This window comes from Trinickia sp. Z7 (assembly GCF_056498045.1).
In genome coordinates this window covers 93,755-110,841 of record NZ_JAUEQW010000015.1, presented here as the reverse complement: position 1 = coordinate 110,841, position 17,087 = coordinate 93,755, and the positions used below count along the sequence as shown (strand labels likewise).

Annotated in this window: 14 protein-coding genes; 6 read left to right on the top strand and 8 right to left on the bottom strand. The window is 65.7% G+C overall.

What is annotated here, in order from left to right; all coding sequences use genetic code 11:
- Nucleotides 1-44: 44 nt before the first annotated feature.
- Entirely contained in the window at nt 45-977 is a 933-nt protein-coding gene (locus tag QQS38_RS21745; protein ID WP_479647423.1) for a DMT family transporter, read from the top strand.
- 8 nt (nt 978-985) lie between these two features.
- On the opposite strand, the gene nth is transcribed toward QQS38_RS21745, so the two are convergent.
- Both nth and rsxB read right to left on the bottom strand, forming a co-directional pair.
- Complete coding sequence (gene nth / locus QQS38_RS21740; protein ID WP_479647422.1) at nt 986-1,630, bottom strand: endonuclease III; 645 nt, start codon at nt 1,628-1,630, stop codon at nt 986-988.
- Between the two features lie 24 nt (nt 1,631-1,654).
- Entirely contained in the window at nt 1,655-2,566 is a 912-nt protein-coding gene (gene rsxB / locus QQS38_RS21735) for an electron transport complex subunit RsxB (RefSeq protein ID WP_479647421.1), read from the bottom strand.
- Nucleotides 2,567-2,846: 280 nt separating this feature from the next.
- Here rsxB and QQS38_RS21730 point away from each other — a divergent pair, with 280 nt between their 5' ends.
- Nucleotides 2,847-3,479 (top strand): TetR/AcrR family transcriptional regulator, encoded by a 633-nt coding sequence (locus QQS38_RS21730; RefSeq protein ID WP_479647420.1) that lies wholly within the window; start codon nt 2,847-2,849, stop codon nt 3,477-3,479.
- 27 nt (nt 3,480-3,506) lie between these two features.
- On the opposite strand, the gene QQS38_RS21725 is transcribed toward QQS38_RS21730, so the two are convergent.
- Entirely contained in the window at nt 3,507-4,784 is a 1,278-nt protein-coding gene (locus QQS38_RS21725) for a polyhydroxyalkanoate depolymerase (protein ID WP_479647419.1), read from the bottom strand.
- A 379-nt stretch (nt 4,785-5,163) separates the two neighbouring features.
- Nucleotides 5,164-7,014 carry a glycoside hydrolase family 15 protein gene (locus QQS38_RS21720; protein ID WP_479647418.1) on the bottom strand — a complete coding sequence of 617 codons (1,851 nt, stop codon included), beginning with the start codon at nt 7,012-7,014 and terminating at the stop codon, nt 5,164-5,166.
- Between the two features lie 289 nt (nt 7,015-7,303).
- Between QQS38_RS21720 and QQS38_RS21715 the strand changes: the two genes are divergently transcribed.
- On the top strand, nt 7,304-7,549 hold the full coding sequence (locus tag QQS38_RS21715; RefSeq protein WP_479647417.1) for a hypothetical protein: 246 nt from the start codon (nt 7,304-7,306) through the stop codon (nt 7,547-7,549).
- Between the two features lie 22 nt (nt 7,550-7,571).
- Here QQS38_RS21715 and QQS38_RS21710 read toward each other — a convergent pair whose 3' ends face one another.
- Entirely contained in the window at nt 7,572-7,730 is a 159-nt protein-coding gene (locus QQS38_RS21710) for a DUF3096 domain-containing protein (RefSeq protein WP_277429925.1), read from the bottom strand.
- Between QQS38_RS21710 and QQS38_RS21705 the strand changes: the two genes are divergently transcribed.
- Nucleotides 7,729-8,970 carry a lactonase family protein gene (locus QQS38_RS21705; RefSeq protein WP_479647416.1) on the top strand — a complete coding sequence of 414 codons (1,242 nt, stop codon included), beginning with the start codon at nt 7,729-7,731 and terminating at the stop codon, nt 8,968-8,970. The two genes, QQS38_RS21710 and QQS38_RS21705, sit on opposite strands and share 2 nt — an antisense overlap.
- Before the next feature lie 160 nt (nt 8,971-9,130).
- Here QQS38_RS21705 and QQS38_RS21700 read toward each other — a convergent pair whose 3' ends face one another.
- Both QQS38_RS21700 and QQS38_RS21695 read right to left on the bottom strand, forming a co-directional pair.
- On the bottom strand, nt 9,131-12,340 hold the full coding sequence (locus tag QQS38_RS21700) for a DNA translocase FtsK (protein ID WP_479647415.1): 3,210 nt from the start codon (nt 12,338-12,340) through the stop codon (nt 9,131-9,133).
- 40 nt (nt 12,341-12,380) lie between these two features.
- Nucleotides 12,381-12,938, bottom strand: coding sequence for an META domain-containing protein (locus QQS38_RS21695; RefSeq protein ID WP_479647414.1), 558 nt, complete (start codon nt 12,936-12,938; stop codon nt 12,381-12,383).
- Between the two features lie 188 nt (nt 12,939-13,126).
- Between QQS38_RS21695 and purT the strand changes: the two genes are divergently transcribed.
- Nucleotides 13,127-14,341 (top strand): formate-dependent phosphoribosylglycinamide formyltransferase, encoded by a 1,215-nt coding sequence (gene purT, locus QQS38_RS21690; RefSeq protein WP_479647413.1) that lies wholly within the window; start codon nt 13,127-13,129, stop codon nt 14,339-14,341.
- A gap of 403 nt (nt 14,342-14,744) precedes the next feature.
- Nucleotides 14,745-16,184: a DEAD/DEAH box helicase gene (locus QQS38_RS21685; protein ID WP_479647412.1), complete on the top strand. Its 1,440-nt coding sequence runs from the start codon at nt 14,745-14,747 to the stop codon at nt 16,182-16,184.
- A 243-nt stretch (nt 16,185-16,427) separates the two neighbouring features.
- Here QQS38_RS21685 and QQS38_RS21680 read toward each other — a convergent pair whose 3' ends face one another.
- Nucleotides 16,428-16,994 carry an Lrp/AsnC family transcriptional regulator gene (locus QQS38_RS21680; protein WP_479647411.1) on the bottom strand — a complete coding sequence of 189 codons (567 nt, stop codon included), beginning with the start codon at nt 16,992-16,994 and terminating at the stop codon, nt 16,428-16,430.
- Nucleotides 16,995-17,087 lie beyond the last annotated feature (93 nt).

The following is a 17,087-nucleotide window of genomic DNA, read 5'->3' as shown; positions in this document are numbered from 1 at the left end:
GCCGACACGGCCCGCAACGCTAACGACAACGACGTTCCTTTACCATGCCAGCTTCGTCCCCCTCCACGCGCGCCGATACGTTGCGCGGCGCTTTGCTCGTGGCGCTGTCCGCCGCCTCCTTCGGCGCCATGGCGATCTTCGGCCGCTATGCCTATGCGGGCGGCACCGACGTACTCGGTCTGCTGACGCTTCGGTTTCTCATCGGCGGGACGGTGCTCGCTGCCGTCGCACGCCGCCGCAACGTCGTCTGGCCCCGTGGGCGCACGCTTTGGGGCATCGTCGCAATGGGAGCCATCGGGTACGTAGGGCAGTCGATTTGCTATTTCGTCGCGCTCCAGCATGCACAGGCGAGCCTCGTCGCGTTGCTGCTTTACCTCTATCCGGCATTCGTGACGCTGCTCGCGGCGCTGTGGCTCGGCGAGCGTTTGACATGGGTGAAGGGCGCAGCGCTCGTGCTCTGCCTGGCCGGCTCGGCCGTGATGGTCGGGGGCGGGCGCGGCGAGCCATTGGGAATCGGGCTCGCGCTGACGGCGGCCATCGTCTACTCGCTCTACATCGTCGCCGGAGCGCGCGTGACGCGCGAGGTCGATCCGCTTGCGACCACGTCGGTCGTCTGTTTATCCGCGGCCGCGGTTTTTTGCATGGCTTCGCTCGTGCGAACCCTGGCAGGGGCGCCCCCGCACTTGCCGTCGACCTCGCTCGGCTGGGCCGCGCTCGTCGCCATTGCGCTGATATCGACCGTCACGGCGATGCTTGCTTTTTTTGCGGGGCTCGCGCGCCTGGGTGCGGCGCGCACGTCGATGCTTTCCACGCTCGAGCCGGTCGTCACCGTGTTGCTTGCGGCAGTTTTGTTGGGCGAGCGCCTGACGCCGCTGCAATGGTTGGGCGGCGCCGCGGTGCTGGCAGCCGTGCTCTGGCTCGTGCGTGCCGGAGGCGGTCCGCACGACGAAGCCGTATCGCTGGAAGCGAATCTATAAGGGCTGCTTCAAAGCTCGGGCGGCGGCGTTTTGGGCTTGAATTCGCATAGCGGCTCGATCGCGCAGTGCCAGCACTCGGGCCGGCGCGCCTTGCAGACATAGCGCCCGTGCAAGATCAGCCAATGGTGCGCGTCATGGCGGAACTCGGGGGGCGTGAATTTTTCCAGGGCTGCTTCGACGGCGCGCACGTCTTTGCCCGGAGCCAACCCGGTGCGGTTCGCGACCCGAAAGATATGCGTGTCGACCGCGATCGTCGGTTGTCCGAAGGCCGTATTGAGCACCACGTTCGCCGTCTTGCGGCCGACGCCGGGCAGCGCTTCGAGCGCGGTACGCTCGGCCGGCACTTCCGATCCGTGCTGTTCGAGCAAAATCCGGCTCGTGGCGATGACATTCTTGGCTTTGGTGCGGTATAGCCCGATCGTCTTGATGTAGTCGGCCACGCCCGCCTCGCCGAGTTCGAGCATCGCTCGGGGCGTGTTCGCCACGGGAAACAACTTGCGCGTCGCCTTGTTGACCGACACGTCGGTTGCTTGCGCCGAGAGCATCACGGCGATCAGCAATTCGAACGGGCTCGTGTATTCGAGTTCGGTCGTCGGATGCGGGTTGAGGCTTTGCAGCGTCTCGTAGATGGCGCGTCGTTTTTGTGCGTTCATGCGGCGGGGGTCGTCGAAGCGGACTCAGTGATCGTCGGGCTTAGCGGGGGCGCCGTGGGAAGCCTCGTTCGTGCGCGGTTCCACCGCTTTGCCCGTCGGCGCGCCGGCTGCGTCCGATCGCTCGGAAGGCGGTTCGGCCGGGGGGGCGTCCCCGCTTGCCCGTGGTGCTGCGCTGCGCGCTTGCTCGGTACCGGCGTCGGTGCGAGCGTCCGCACTCGCCGCAGGGACGTTCCTCGGGCCAAGGCCTTGAGCTGCCAGCGCTTCTTTCTTTTGACGGGCGCGTTCGAGCGCGGCTTGGATGATGGCGCGCTTTTTCGCGGCTTCGTCGTCTGCCCCAGGGCTTGCGGCTGCGGCTGCGGCGGCCGCGGCGCCGGCGCTTGCGGCCGCTTCCGCCCGCCGGGCCGCGGCACGCGCCTGCGCCGCTTGACGCTCGCGTTCGAGGCGCGCGGCGCGCAACCGGTGGCGCTCTCGGGCGGCGTCCGCCTGAGCTTGACTCCAGGCGTCCCAACCCGTGCGATCGCCCGTCACGGGCAGCATCGCAATGCAATCGACGGGACACGGCGCCACGCATAGATCGCAGCCGGTGCAGCGCTCGGCAAGGACCGTGTGCATGAGCTTGGGCGCGCCGACGATGGCATCGACCGGGCAGGCCTGCATGCAAAGCGTGCAGCCGATGCATAGGGATTCGTCGATGACGGCCAGGGCGCGCGGGCGCTCCTCGCCGTGCTCGGGATTCAACGGGATGACGCGCTTGCCCAGGAAGGCGGCCAGGCGCGCAATGCCCTGCGCGCCCCCAGGCGGGCATTGATTGTAGTTGGCTTCACCTTGTGCGATGGCTTCGGCGTAAGGCCGGCAGCCGGCATAGCCGCACTTGGTGCATTGCGTTTGGGGCAGCAGATCCTCGATGCGGTCTGCGAGCGGTGCGCGATCGGTCACATTCGGTACGTCTAGGGCACGCGAGAGCAGCGACGAAAGCGGGCGCCGAGCGGCGCGCTGCGGGGCAGCAGCCGGTGCGCTTCGCGTGCGTGAAAAGAGCGCATTATCGCCGATTTCCCGGATTGCGATTGGTCGGCCATGTGCCATAATCGAAGCGCTTTTTCGCACGAGGCGCAGGGTGTTTCGACAATAACGGCGCGCTCGTCCGCATTGCCGGCGAAGGACCGAGGAGGGCTGGCAGGGCGGCGGGGCAACGCGGCTCATGAAGCAAAAGGCCACCATGAATCAATTGAAAATCAAAAGAGACCCTGAAGGAACCCGGCGCCGTATTCTGCTCGCCGCCGCCGAAGAGTTCGCAAATGGTGGTTTGTTCGGCGCTCGCGTCGATCAGATTGCCCGGCGCGCAGAGACGAACGAGCGCATGCTCTATTACTATTTCGGTAGCAAAGAACAGCTTTTCACGGCGGTACTCGAACACGCTTTCAACGCATTGACCGAGGCGGAAAAGACGCTCGACCTAAATGGCATCGCGCCGATCGAAGCCATTACGCGGCTCGCCCATTTCGTCTGGGACTACTACCGCGATCATCCGGATTTGCTGCGCCTCATCAACAACGAGAACCTGCACGAGGCCCGGTATCTTCAGAAGTCGACGCGCATTCGCGAAATGATTTCGCCCATGGTGACCACGCTCTCTTCGATTCTCGATCGGGGCCAACGCGCAGGTCTTTTTCGTGCGAACGTCGATCCGTTGCGGTTCTACGTTGCCCTGTCGGGGCTCGGCTACTACAGCGTATCGAATCGGTTCACGCTCGAAGCCACGCTGGGCCGCGATTTCAACGCACCCGCGGAGCGTAGCGAAATGGTGCGAATGAATACCGAGTTGCTGCTCGCGTATCTGATGCGCAAATAGCGGGCGCCGCCGTGGCGGCGCCTGCGATCAAGCTTCGACGGGCTCGCGCGTGCGCTTCGTTTCCCGATTGTGTTCCAGGATGAAGTCGCGCAATTGCGGGTAGATGATCGTGCGCCAGCGGCGGCCCGAGAAAATGCCGTAATGGCCGCACTTTTCCGCGGTGAAGTGATGTTTGTGCTTCTCTGGGATGCCCGTGCACAGATCATGCGCGGCGCGCGTTTGGCCGCAGCCCGATATGTCGTCGAGCTCGCCTTCGATCGTAAACAGCGCCGTCTTCTTGATGTCCTCCGGCCGCACGGCTTCGCCGTTGACCTCCCACGTGCCTTCGGCGAGACGGAACTCTTGGAACACGATGCGGATGGTGTCGAGGTAATACTCCGCTGCCATATCGAGCACGGCGTTGTACTCGTCGTAGAAGCGGCGGTGCGCTTCGGCGTCGTCTTCATCGCCGCGCAGCAGGCTCTGATAGAAGTCCCAATGCGATGCCGCGTGCCGTTCGGGGTTCATGGCGACGAAGCCCGAATGCTGCAGGAAGCCTGGGTACACGTGACGGCCGACGCCCGGATAGTTCGAAGGCACCGTATGGATGACGTTGTTCTCGAACCATGAATAAGAGCGCTGCATCGCGAGCGAGTTGACCGACGTGGGGCTGCGCCGCGCGTCGATCGGGCCGCCCATCATCGTCATCGTGCGGGGAGTGTCCTCGCCGCGGCTCGCGAGCAGCGAAATGGCGGCGAGCACCGGCACCGTCGGCTGGCAGACCGACAGCACATGCAGATTCTTGGCGCCGATGTGGCGAATGAATTCCTGGATGTAGGCCACGTAGTCGTCGAGATGGAACGGGCCATTCTCGAGCGGCACCATGCGCGCGTCCATCCAGTCGGTGATGTAGACCTTGTGATCCTGCAACAGCGTGCGCACGGTGTCGCGCAGCAGTGTGGAATGGTGACCCGACAGCGGTGCGCACACGAGCACGACCGGCTCGTCCTTCAATTGCGCGACGGCCTCGCTATCGTCGGCGAAACGCTTGAAGCGCAGCAGGCGGCAAAACGGTTTTTCGATGATCGTTTGTTCGATGATCGGAATGTTATGGCCGTCTTTGACGATTTGATGAATATTGAATTCGGGCTTTTCGTAATCTTTGCCGAGGCGGTAAAGCAGTTCATAGCCGGCCGAAAGACGCGTCGCGCCGGGCACGTAGGCGAAGGGGCTGGCGGGATTTGCGAACGATTTCGAAGCGGCCTGTGCCCAGGCTGTCAACGGATTCAAGAGCGCGCGCTGAAACTCGTAAAACTGGTAAAGCATGGTGTAGGGCTCCCGTGGGGTATGGACGGGGCAAAAAATATGCGGCGCTTTGCGTCGCGGCTGGACCTTGAACGGATGCTCGTGGCGGCGTTACTTCTTTGATGATAAAGGAGAAAGGGTCTTATGTGCAATGCAGCAATCGGCTCGCCCGACGGGTGTTTTCCCCGATACGCCGCAGCGGCTCTCGTGCCGAGATAGGCGTGCTTGCCGAAGCTATCGCGACGCCCATGCCAGACAAGCGTTGGGCAGCTCCTCGCCCCAAGTTGGGGCATGAGGGGCGGCGCCGACGATGTCTTGCCTGCAGTATTCATAGCCGGTTGTTTTCTTGCACTTGCCTCGCCAAGCATGTTGGGAGGGGCCGAATCAGCGTGTCCCGGCCTTAGAGTGCCCCGTCTCCGAAGGCGGGATTCGCATCGCCCTCCGAGCGCGGCGGGTGGCCTGTCGCATGGGCGATCGATTCCTCGTGCCGCATGAGGTTCAAGCCGGTATGGATGAGCGCCACATGCGAGAACGCTTGCGGAAAATTACCGGTGAAGCGCTTCGTCTGCGGGTCGAATTCTTCGGAAAGCAGGCCGACGTCGTTGACGAGACCCACGAGACGCTCGTACATCGCGTGCGCTTCGTCCATGCGCCCTTGCAGCGCGAGATTGTCGACCAGCCAGAAGCTGCAGGCGAGAAACGTACCCTCGCCGGGAGGCAATCCGTCGTCGACCTCGTGGGTGTGATAACGGCGCACGAAGCCCTCGAACATCAAGTCTTGCTCGATCGCGGCGGTCGTCGAGGCGATGCGAGGATCGGTCGGCGGCAGGAAGCCGAGCAACGGCATCAAGAGCAGGCTCGCATCGAGCGCATCGTCGCCATAGACCTGAGTGAAGGTGCGGCGTTGCGCATTCCAGCCTTTCTCGCAGACATCGGCGTGGATCCGCTCGCGCAACGCGCGCCACTCGGCAATCGGTCCGGATAGCTTGAATTTCTCCGCGGAACGGATGGCGCGATCGAACGCGACCCACGCCATGACCTTCGAAAAGGTGAATTGCCGTCGGCCGCTGCGCACTTCCCACAGCCCTTCGTCGGGTTCGGCCCAGACCGTCGCCAAGTGTTCGAGCATGACGCATTGGAGCGACCAGACGTCTTCATCGGCATGCAGCCCGCCAACACGCGCCAGATGCAGCGCGTTCATCACTTCGCCGTAGACATCGAGTTGAAGCTGGCCTACCGCCTTGTTGCCGATGCGCACCGGCTGCGCGCCTTCATAGCCCGGCAGCCACGGGAGTTCCATTTCGGGCACGCGGCGCTCGCCCGCCACGCCGTAGAGGATCTGCGCCTGCGCCGGCGAGCCGGCAAGCGCGCGCTCGAGCCAAATTCGCCAAGCACGGGCTTCGTCGTAGAAACCGCAGCGCATGAGCGCAAGCAGGGTGATCGTCGCGTCGCGCAGCCAGCAGAAGCGGTAGTCCCAGTTGCGCGAGCCGCCCAGCCGCTCCGGCAGCGAAGTGGTGGGTGCGGCCACGATCCCGCCCGTCGGTTCGTAAGCGAGCGCCTTGAGCGTGATCAGCGAACGGCGGATCGGCTCAGCATAGCGCCCGGTGACACGGCATTGGGCGATCCAATCGCGCCAATGTTGCTCGGTGTGTTCGAGCGCCTCGAACGGGTCCTTGGCGGCGGGCGCGCGTTCGTGCGACGCCGAGTAGGCCAACACGAACGGAATACGCTCCCCTTCGGAGACCGTGAAATCGGCCTCCGTGTGCATGTTCTCGCCGCGCAGTTGAACCGTAGTGCGCAGCACCACCGTGTCGGGACCGACCACGGCTTTGATGCCGTGACCGTGGGGGAGCTGTGTGACCCACGGCACCGATAGGCCATAGTCGAAGCGCAGCGTCAGCTTCATGGACATCGGCACCGTGCCGCGCTTGCCCTCGACGATGCGAACGAGCTGTGAGCCGCCGTTGCCCGGTGGCATGAAGTCGATGACGGTGACTGCGCCCTCGGCGGTTTCGTGATCGGTTTCGAGGATGAGCGTGCCGTCGCGATAACGGCGCACCCGGGTGACGGGTCCGTCGACTGCCGGCGCTAGACGCCACGAGCCGTGCTCGTCGGACCCGAGCAGGGCGGCGAAGCACGCGCCCGAGTCGAACCGCGGCCAACAGAGCCAGTCGACCGATCCTTCATTCGAGATGAGTGCGGCCGTTTTGCCGTCGCCGACGAGTGCGTAATTTTCAATATGCGCGGGCATGGTGTTGGAAATTCTCCTGCTGTTTCGCGACGACGCCGGGACGAATGCGGTACGCAATGCCGGTGGGGCGAGCCGTTAGCGTGTGAAACCCAGCAAAGGTTACGCCTCGTCGTTCGCGCTCGCACTGGAAACGGTTTTTGCGTTGCCAGTGCGCAAATTCGCTGGCTACAATCTGGCATCGGGGATTCCGGCCGCGCGCGTTCGATACAACAATCCATACATCTCAGCGTGCCGCGCACTCGGCCATCATCGCGCCTGTCATCCAACACTCAAAGCGAGAACTGACGCCATGCTGAATCCGTCGAAGCTCGACTGCATCACGATTCTCTCTGCCGCACGCGAGGTCGGCGAAGACGCCTTGCTTCACCTCGATCCGCGCACGCTCGGTCTCACACGCAACGGCATGGAAACGGCCGCCGCGTTTCTGATCGAGCGCGCCTGCTTCAAGCGGCATCGCAACGGTAACGGCCAATACGCGGTGGGCGGCTTGTCGCTGCAAGGCAAGCTGCGGCTCGATCAACTCGCGAACGGTTGAACGAGCGCGCGGGCGGGCGAGTTCACAGATGCAGCGAGTGAGCGCCCGGCCCGAATAGCCCCAGTAGTCCGATGATGATGAGGTAGAGCGCGACGATGTAATTGAGCAATCGTGGCGCGACCAGGATCAGAATGCCGGCGATCAGCGCGGCGAGCGGTCCCAAGCTGACGGAAATACTCATGGTGGCTCCTTTCTCGTTTGGCATTTTCGATGCAACGCAGCGGCGCGCATCTTCGTTAAATCCATCCGGCAGCCTCAAAGCGCTGGTGCTCGCGCTTGCACTGGGCGCGATGCCGGCGTTTGCGCAAACCGGCACTGCCGGCTCCAGCTACGACCTGCTCGTCGGCACCTATACGACGGGCGGCAAGAGCGAGGGCATCTACGTCTACCGCTTCGATTCGGCTACCGGGCAGGCAACGCCCGTTTCGTCCATGAAGACGGTCAACCCATCGTACCTCATCGTCGCCCGAGATAACCGGCATGTCTACGCCGTCAGCGAATTGCCGGGCGAGAACGGCCCCGCGTCCGAGCGAGGCGGCGTCAGCGCGTTCGAGTTCGATCCGGGGGCCGGTAAGCTCACGTTCCTCGATCGGGTCTCGTCGGAAGGCAACGATCCCTGCTATCTGAGCTTCTCGCCCGATGGCCGCTATCTGCTGACGGCAAACTATTCCGTTGCCGCCGATCCCGGCGGCAGCTTTGCCGTCTTCCCGCTGCTGGACGACGGCCGCGTGGGCGCAGCGGCGCTCGTCGTCCATCACGAAGGGGCGGGCCCGGTGCGCGGCCGGCAGGACAATGCGCACGTTCATTCGACGGTGTTTTCGCCGGACGGCCGCTACCTGTTCGCGCAAGACCTCGGCAACGACAAGCTCTACCGATACCGCTACACGAACGACCACAGCCGAGGGTTGCTTAGCCCGACGCCGGAAGGGTATGTGCAGATGCCGCCGGGATCGGGGCCGCGGCACCTCGTGTTCGCTGCGACGGGGCGCTACGGCTATTTGACGAGCGAGTTGGCCGGCACCGTCACCGCGCTGCGATACGAAGACGGGGAGTTGACGCCGCTACAGACGCTCGCGCTCACAGCGCCGGGTTTCAAAGGCAAGATCGGCGCGGGCGCGATCCATTTGTCGCCCGACGGCAAGTTTCTCTATGCGACGAACCGCGGGGACGCCAACGAGATCGTGATCTTCTCGATCGATCCCGGCGACGGGCGGCTCAAGCTCGCCGGCAGGCAATCCACGCTCGGCCGCACGCCGCGCGAGTTCGCGATCGATCCTACGGGCCGCTGGCTGATCGTCGGCAATCAAGATAGCGATAGCGCCTACGTGTTCCGGCGCGACCCCGATACCGGGCTGCTCGCGCATCCGACGCGCCTCGAGATCGGCTCGCCCGTCGATTTCAAATTCACGCCGTCGTCTTGAAGGCGATGGCGTGCGACGCCCTCGCGGCGCACGCCGCTTCGCCTATCGGTGTGCCGTGCCTCTCATTGCTTCGGCGCGAGTCCCGGCCGAGCGGTTAATTCTTGCAACCGTCGCGCAGCTTTTACACGTGGTATTGCTTCGACCGTCGTCGGGCCTGACGTCACGGTTCCGCGCTCGACGGCGCGAGCACTTCGCGGCTGCCGTTGATGCCCATCGCCGAAACGAGACCTGCCGCTTCCATTTGCTCGACGAGGCGCGCCGCGCGGTTGTAGCCGATGCGCAGTTGCCGCTGCACGGCGGAGATCGAAGCGCGGCGCGTGCGCACGACGAAGGCAACGGCTTCGTCGTACAGCGGATCGGCCTCGGCATCGGGCGCATCGCCGAACAAGTCTTGCGGGGCGCCATCTGTCGCTGGGCCGTCGAGAATGCCTTCCTCGTATTCCGGCTCGCCGAACTGTTTCAGGTGTTCGACGACGCGATGCACTTCCTCGTCCGCCACGAACGCGCCATGCACGCGTTGCGGATAGCCGGTGCCGGGCGGCAGGAACAGCATGTCGCCTTGGCCCAGCAGCGATTCGGCTCCCATTTGGTCGAGGATCGTGCGCGAATCGATCTTCGACGAAACCTGAAAGGCTACGCGGGTCGGAATGTTCGCTTTGATGAGGCCCGTGATGACATCGACGGACGGGCGCTGGGTCGCGAGAATCAAATGGATGCCGGCCGCGCGCGCCTTTTGCGCGAGCCTCGCGATGAGTTCCTCGATCTTCTTGCCGGCGACCATCATGAGATCGGCTAGCTCGTCGATGACGACGACGATCATCGGCAGCGGCGAGAGCGGCTCGGGCGCTTCGGGCGTCAATGAAAACGGGTTGCCGATCTTCTTGCCCGCGGCTTGCGCATCGCGCAGCTTTTGATTGAACCCTGCGAGGTTGCGCACGCCCACCGCCGACATCAGCCGATAGCGCTTTTCCATTTCGCCCACGCACCAGTTCAGCGCATTGGCGGCGAGCTTCATGTCCGTGACCACGGGCGCGAGCAGATGCGGAATGCCCTCGTAGACCGACAGCTCGAGCATCTTCGGGTCGATCATGATGAGCCGCACTTCCTCGGGCGTCGCCTTGTACAACAGCGAGACGATCATCGCGTTGATCGCCACGGACTTGCCCGAGCCGGTCGTGCCGGCTACCAGCATGTGCGGCGCTTTCGCGAGGTCGGTCACGATCGGGTTGCCGGTGATGTCCTTGCCCATCGCGAGCGTGAGCTTGGAGACCGAACCCCGATAGGAAGGGGCGGCGAGGATTTCCGACAGGCTGATCGTTTGCCGCTTGGCGTTGGGTAACTCCAACCCCATGCAGGTTTTGCCGGGAATCGTCTCCACCACGCGGATCGAGGTCAGGCCAAGCCCGCGCGATAAGTCCTTCATCAAGCCGACGATCTGGCTGCCGCGCACCCCGAGGGCGGGTTCGATTTCGAAGCGTGTAATGACGGGGCCCGCCGACGCGCCGACGACCGCCACCGGCACTTTGAATTCCTGCAAGCGCTGCTCGATGAGCTGCCCGGTTTGCTCCAGGCGCTCGGCCGGGATCTCTTCGGCTTGCGTCGGCGCCGGGTCGAGCAGGTCGAGCGTCGGTAGTTCGACGGCGGAGGCCGCCGGGGCGTGGAACGTGAACTCCGGGCCGGTGTGGCCCCGCAATGGCGGGCGCGGGGCGCCTTCGGGCGGCGGGGGATCGAGCGGCGCCGGCGGCGAAGGCGGGAGTGTCGCAGCCGGCGGTGTCGCAGCCGGGGGCGCTGGAGCCGAAGGTGTCGGAGCCCAGGGTGCCGGAGCCGCCGCAGGCAAAGCCGCGGCGTCCGTGGGTTCGGCGCCTACGGGATTTGCCGCGGTCGCGGCCCAAGGTGCAGCGCCGGCCGGTGGCGTTGGATCGATCGCGAGGGGCGGCGCGGGGGCGACGAGAGGCGCCGACGCAGTTGCCGGCGCCTTGGCCTTCGGCGACGAAGCGAGCTCGATCAGCACCGGCGCTGCCGGCGCTGGCTCGACGCCGCCCGCCGGGGCGTTCGGCGCCAATGAGGCGCCAGCGGCCGGCTGACCCGCCGTCTCGCTCGCCGCCACGGAGCCGACCGGCATTGGCGGCTTGTCGCGATGGTCCGAGGGCGATGCGCTCACGGCCGATATTGCGCCGCTCGTTGCCTCGGGTGAGGGCTCCGCCTCTGCCGAGGGCGATCGCGCGGCGGTAGCGGGCGTGGCGCCGCGGCGCGCAAGGCTCGAGCTCGCAATCGCTGTCCACTGGGCAGCATTGGCTTCGATCGCGCGCAGCGTCTCGAGCACGCCGGGGGGAGGAGCGCCCGCGGCGGACGCCGGGGCGCCTGCTTCGGGCGCCGCGTGCCTCACCTGCACGATCCGCGGCCGTACGGGTGGCCGGGCAGGTTCCGCAGGAGCGGGCGAGGCAGGCTGGCGGCCCGGCTGGGCCGAGGTCGCGGCCCCAGCCGATGAGGCCGACGCGATCGACGATGGCTGCGACGGGCGGTGGGTTGCGTTCACGGCCGCCCCTGTGGCGCCGGGGGAACGCTGCTGCGCCTGCGCGACGCGGGACTTGGCGGCTTCTGTCGAAGCTTCATACGGCCGGGGCCGCATGGCGGGCGAACTCGCTGCATGCGATGCGCCCGATGGGCTAGATGCAAGCGGCGCAGGCCGCCTCTGGCGCGCTCCATGGGCGGAGGGGCCGGCCGGGAAACTTTTGCCTGACGGGGCGCTTCGGCTGGGCGTCACCGGCTCGAACCGGTTGGCGCTCGAAGCGCTCGCCGCATGCTGGCCCGCGCTCGCCACCTGCCCCGCGCGGGCCGTGGCGGGCGGCTGCCATACCGTCGGCCGGGCATATCGCCCTGTCGACTTGGGCGCCATGACGTTGGTCGTGTTGGTCGTGCTCAGGCGTGCGGCCGCGTTCGTGCCGCGCGTCGCGCGCGGCTCGTCCTCGCGCGCGCTGGCCGTGGCACGGGATGCCGGGCCGGAGCCCAGGTTCAATCCCAAGCCGAAGGCCCGATCGGCCCAACGCAGCACATCGCGCCAGCGGAAACCGATCAGCCAAGGCAGCGAAGCGAACAGCAACGCGGGCGGCGCGAACAAGGCGCCGCGCCCGAGCGAACGGGTGGCGGCGGCAAGTAATGCGTGCCCGAGCGCATTGCCGGTGTGAGGCGCGAGTAGGGCTTCCAGCGTCCCGCTGCCGGCCAGCGCGCCGGCAAAGCCGAGCCAGAGCCGGATCGTGCCGCGCCCCCGGGCGGCGGGTTCGCGTGCGAAGGCCGCCAGTGCTAGACGCAAGGCGAGAGGGACGAACCAAATGGCCGAGACGCCGAACCAGCCGAAAACTACCGTATGCATACTCAAAGGTGAAACGTTCGAGACGGTTGCGCGGCGCGCATCATCGAGTGTCGCGAAGGAAGGTGAGCGTGAGCCCGGTCGTAGCGATGATCCGCATTTCCTGCGGCGGCCGCATTTGCACGAGCGTGGCGCCCGCGTGTTCGAGCGCATCGAGGTACGCGCGCTCGATGCGATCGGCCTCGGCGCCGCAGGCTTTGCGCGTCGTCACGAGGGCATCGAACGTCAATTTCCCGCTCGTCAGCTCATACGGAGCCGAAAACCGGTTGCAGCCGGCAAAGCCGCTCGCGCGGCGCTGGCCGGAATGCGTGTCGAGCACGAGCGTGGGCGCCGCCGCTTTATCGGTCGGCACGTCGAATGCCGTGTTGCCGTCGCTCGTTTGGGCGCGCTCGAGCACCCAGCTCGTATCGTCGAGCAACTGCACGGCGGCGGGGTTGAGCGGATTGCTGGGGCCTGCGGCGGAGTCGGGATGGGTCGGGATCGCACAGCCGGCGACGAGCACGCAACCGGCGAGCGCGAGCATCGCCGCGAGCGTGCCCAAGCGCGACGGCAAGCCGCGCTGAGACATCCGCTGCAGCGGCGCGTTGAATGGATTCGACATGGCCCCGAACCTACTGTTTGAACTGGCGAAGGCGTAAGGGTAACGCACTCCCGTCGCGACGCGCGAGTACGCAAGCGCCCGATGCGGTCTTCGGCGATGGGCCGATGCAGGCTACGACGCACGCAAAAGGGGCCGGCCGCCCATGGTAGCATCGCCCTCTTTCCTTTCATTCGCATACGGGATACGCCATGCAGATCGGTCAACGGATCGGCACGCCGCTCTCGCCCAGCGCCACGCGCGTGATGCTGCTCGGCGCGGGCGAACTCGGCAAGGAAGTCATCATTGCGCTACAGCGTCTGGGCGTCGAAGTCATCGCGGTAGACCGCTACCCGAACGCGCCCGGCCATCAAGTGGCGCACCGCGCTCATACGATCGACATGTCCGATCCCGATGCGATCAAAGCGCTCGTGCACGTGGAGCGGCCGCATTTGATCGTGCCCGAGATCGAGGCGATCGCCACCGACGCGTTGATCGACATCGAAGCGCAAGGGCTGGCCGAAGTCATCCCGACCGCGCGCGCGGCCCAGTTGACGATGAATCGAGAAGGTATTCGCCGCCTAGCCGCGGAAACGCTGAGCTTGCCGACTTCGCCTTATGCGTTCGCCGATTCCCTCGACTCGTTCAAGGCGGCGATCGCACGCATCGGCTATCCCTGCGTGGTCAAGCCCGTGATGTCGTCCTCGGGCAAGGGCCAGTCCGTCGTGCGCAGCGATGCCGACGTCGAGCACGCTTGGCAATATGCGACGGTTGGCGCGCGTGTCAATGTCGGCCGCGTCATCGTGGAAGGATTCGTCACGTTCGACTATGAGATCACGCTGCTGACCGTGCGCGCCGTCGATCCTGCAAGCGGGACGGTGCAGACGTCATTCTGCGAGCCGATCGGCCACCTGCAGGTCGATGGCGATTACGTCGAGTCGTGGCAGCCGCAACCGATGTCGCCGGCTGCGCTCGCGCGCGCCAAAGAAATCGCGGAACGCGTCACGAGTGCGCTGGGCGGGCGCGGCGTCTTCGGCGTGGAACTATTCGTGCGCGGCGACGAAGTCTGGTTCTCGGAAGTCAGTCCGCGTCCGCACGATACCGGGCTCGTCACGCTGCGCTCTCAGCGTCTCTCGGAATTCGAATTGCATGCGCGCGCCATTCTGGGCTTGCCCGTCGATACCTCCTTGCTTGCGCCGGGCGCGTCGGCCGTCGTCTATGGTGGCCTCGAACGAGCGGGCATTGCCTTCGATGGCGTGCGCGAGGCGCTTGCCGTGCCTGGCGCCGACCTGCGCCTGTTCGGCAAGCCCGAAAGCTTCAAGAAACGCCGCATGGGCGTGGCCGTGGCGACCGGAGCCGATATCGAGGAAGCCCGCGAGCGCGCACGCACGGCTGCGGCCGCGGTGCGGCCCGTGGCGGCGGAGTAAGGCGGGGTAAAAGGGGAGAAAAGCGGTTGCTCGAAGCGGTTGCGCCCGGCACGGCTGGCGTTCGGGCGGCAGTTGCCGACAACGGTGCCCGCGCCGGCCGCGTCGGTTGGGCGCGCACGATTCGGCACCGTTCGGCACTGTTCGAAGGGGCGCTGCGTGCCGGGTTGAGGCGGGCACGGTCCGTGCAACCCCGCGGTGCTACAATGTCGGCCTTTCCGGCGGTATATCCGCCGGCTGGAGCCGGCCACGCGCGAAGCGCGGTCCTTGCGGGCGTCCTCGGCGCGAATGCGCGAGACCTGCGGTGGCTCCGCCTTCACGTCGATCATTCTCGAGCGGCTGTGCGGCCGCTGCCGCGCGCTCGAACGACGCAGCGCCTAGCGGCGCACTTTTAGCGAACGCCACCATGTCCGATCCCGCTGTCACGCCTATCCCCGCGACTTTCGACCAGTTCGGTCTCGCCCCAGAGATCCAGCGAGCCGTCGCCGAGCAAGGCTACTCCACGCCCACGCCAATCCAAGCCCAAGCGATCCCGGTCGTGCTTTCGGGCCGCGACGTCATGGGCGCCGCGCAAACCGGCACCGGCAAAACGGCGAGTTTCTCGTTGCCCATCATTCAACGTCTGCTGCCGAGCGCGAGCACCAGCGCGTCGCCGGCCCGCCATCCCGTGCGCGCGCTGATCCTCACGCCCACACGCGAACTTGCCGATCAAGTTGCCGCGAACGTTCAGTCGTACGCCAAGCACACGCCGCTGCGCAGCGCCGTGGTGTTCGGCGGCGTCGATATGAATCCGCAATCGGCCGAATTGCGGCGCGGCGTCGAGATCTTGATCGCAACGCCGGGGCGCTTGCTCGATCACGTCCAGCAAAAGACGGCGAACCTCGGTCAAGTGCAGATTCTCGTGCTCGACGAAGCGGACCGTATGCTCGACATGGGCTTCTTGCCCGACCTTCAGCGCATCTTGAATTTGCTCCCGAAAGAGCGGCAAACGCTGCTTTTTTCGGCTACGTTCTCGCCCGAGATCAAAAAACTCGCGTCGACCTACCTGCGCGACCCGCAGACGATCGAAGTCGCGCGCAGCAACTCGACTGCCACCAACGTGACGCAAATCGTCTACGAGGTGGCCGAGGGCGACAAGACGGGCGCCGTCGTGCAACTGATCCGCGAGCGCGAATTGAAGCAAGTGCTCGTCTTTTGCAACAGCAAGATCGGTGCGAGCCGGCTTGCGAAACAGCTCGAGCGTGACGGCGTGGTGGCCGCCGCCATCCATGGCGACAAGTCGCAAAACGAGCGGATGCAGGCGCTCGACGCATTCAAGCGCGGCGAAATCGAAGCGCTCGTGGCAACCGACGTGGCCGCGCGCGGCCTCGATATCGTCGAATTGCCTGCCGTCATCAACTTCGATCTTCCGTTCAACGCCGAAGACTACGTTCACCGTATCGGCCGGACCGGCCGGGCCGGCGCCTCGGGCGATGCGCTCTCGCTTTGCAGCCCCAACGAGCGCAAGCAGTTGGCCGAGATCGAGAAGCTCATCAAGAAGCCGCTGCAGGTGCAGCATCTCGCGGTGGACGCGCCCCCGCGGCGCGGCCGCGAAGATCACGCCCGGCGCGAGCGCGACGAGCGTTCGGGGCGGCGTCGCACGGCGGGCCACGAGCGCCCGAGCTATCGCGCGAACCATGTCCCCATCGACGACTTCTTCCTAAAGCCGTATGTGCCGTCCCCGTCGGCGCGCAAGGAAGACGAAGCGAAGCAGGCCGAGGCCACGCCGGGCAAAACGCCGAAGCAGCCCTTGGCGGCTTTGCTCGGCGGCTTCGGGATGCCGAGGCGAAATAGTTCGTCGTCCTAACTTGTTCGCATCGAGCGGCCCGATCGATCGTTCCCGCGGCGTGCAAGGCGCCGCGTACGGGGCGCCGAATTCAGAATGCAATGAGGCGTGCGCGACACTGCCGCTCCAAGCGGGGCGGCGGGGCAGCGGGGCAGAGGGGCGCGATAAATGCCGAATCGCACCGCAGGCCGGATCGGCCAATTTGCCGTTCGCGCTCGTTGCGATAGCGGCGCTGTCTTCAGCGTGGCGAACTCGGCCATGCCGTCATAGCGGAAACGCCGTCGTCGACAAAATCTCCTTGAGCACCATGAACGAGCGTATCTGCCGCACACCGGGCAGATAGAGCAACTGTTCGGCATGCAGACGATTGAAGCTGTCGCTGTCGCGCGTGCGCACCAGCATGAAGTAATCGAATTCGCCCGTGACGACGTGGCATTCCATACAGCCGGAAACATTGCGCGCAGCTTGCTCGAATGCAGCGAACGCTTCCGGCGTCGATCGATCGAGGACGATGCCGATCACGACGAGCATCCCCGCGCCGACCGCCTTCGGCTCCAACAGTGCGACGACCCGTCGAATCATGCCCGCCGTCTTCAACCGCTCGACGCGCCGCAAGCAAGCGGGGGCGCTCAGCTTGACCTTTCGCGCGAGCGCGACGTTCGACATGGACGCGTCGTGCTGCAACGCCTTGAGGATGGCGCGATCGATGCGGTCCAGCTGTGGGAGCGCGACCGGCTCTGCGCTTGGCGCTGCGCCGCGGCGAGCGGCAGGGGTTTTCGAGCGCGGCGATGCGGTGCGGGGCGCGCTCCCACGCAATTTCGTTGCGCACATAGGGTTCTCCGAGAAAGCTCATTGGGCCGGGCCCGGCTGATACGATCGAAAAATAGGTGAACGGCCGGTACTTCGCAAGCTCATTTCGTCCGG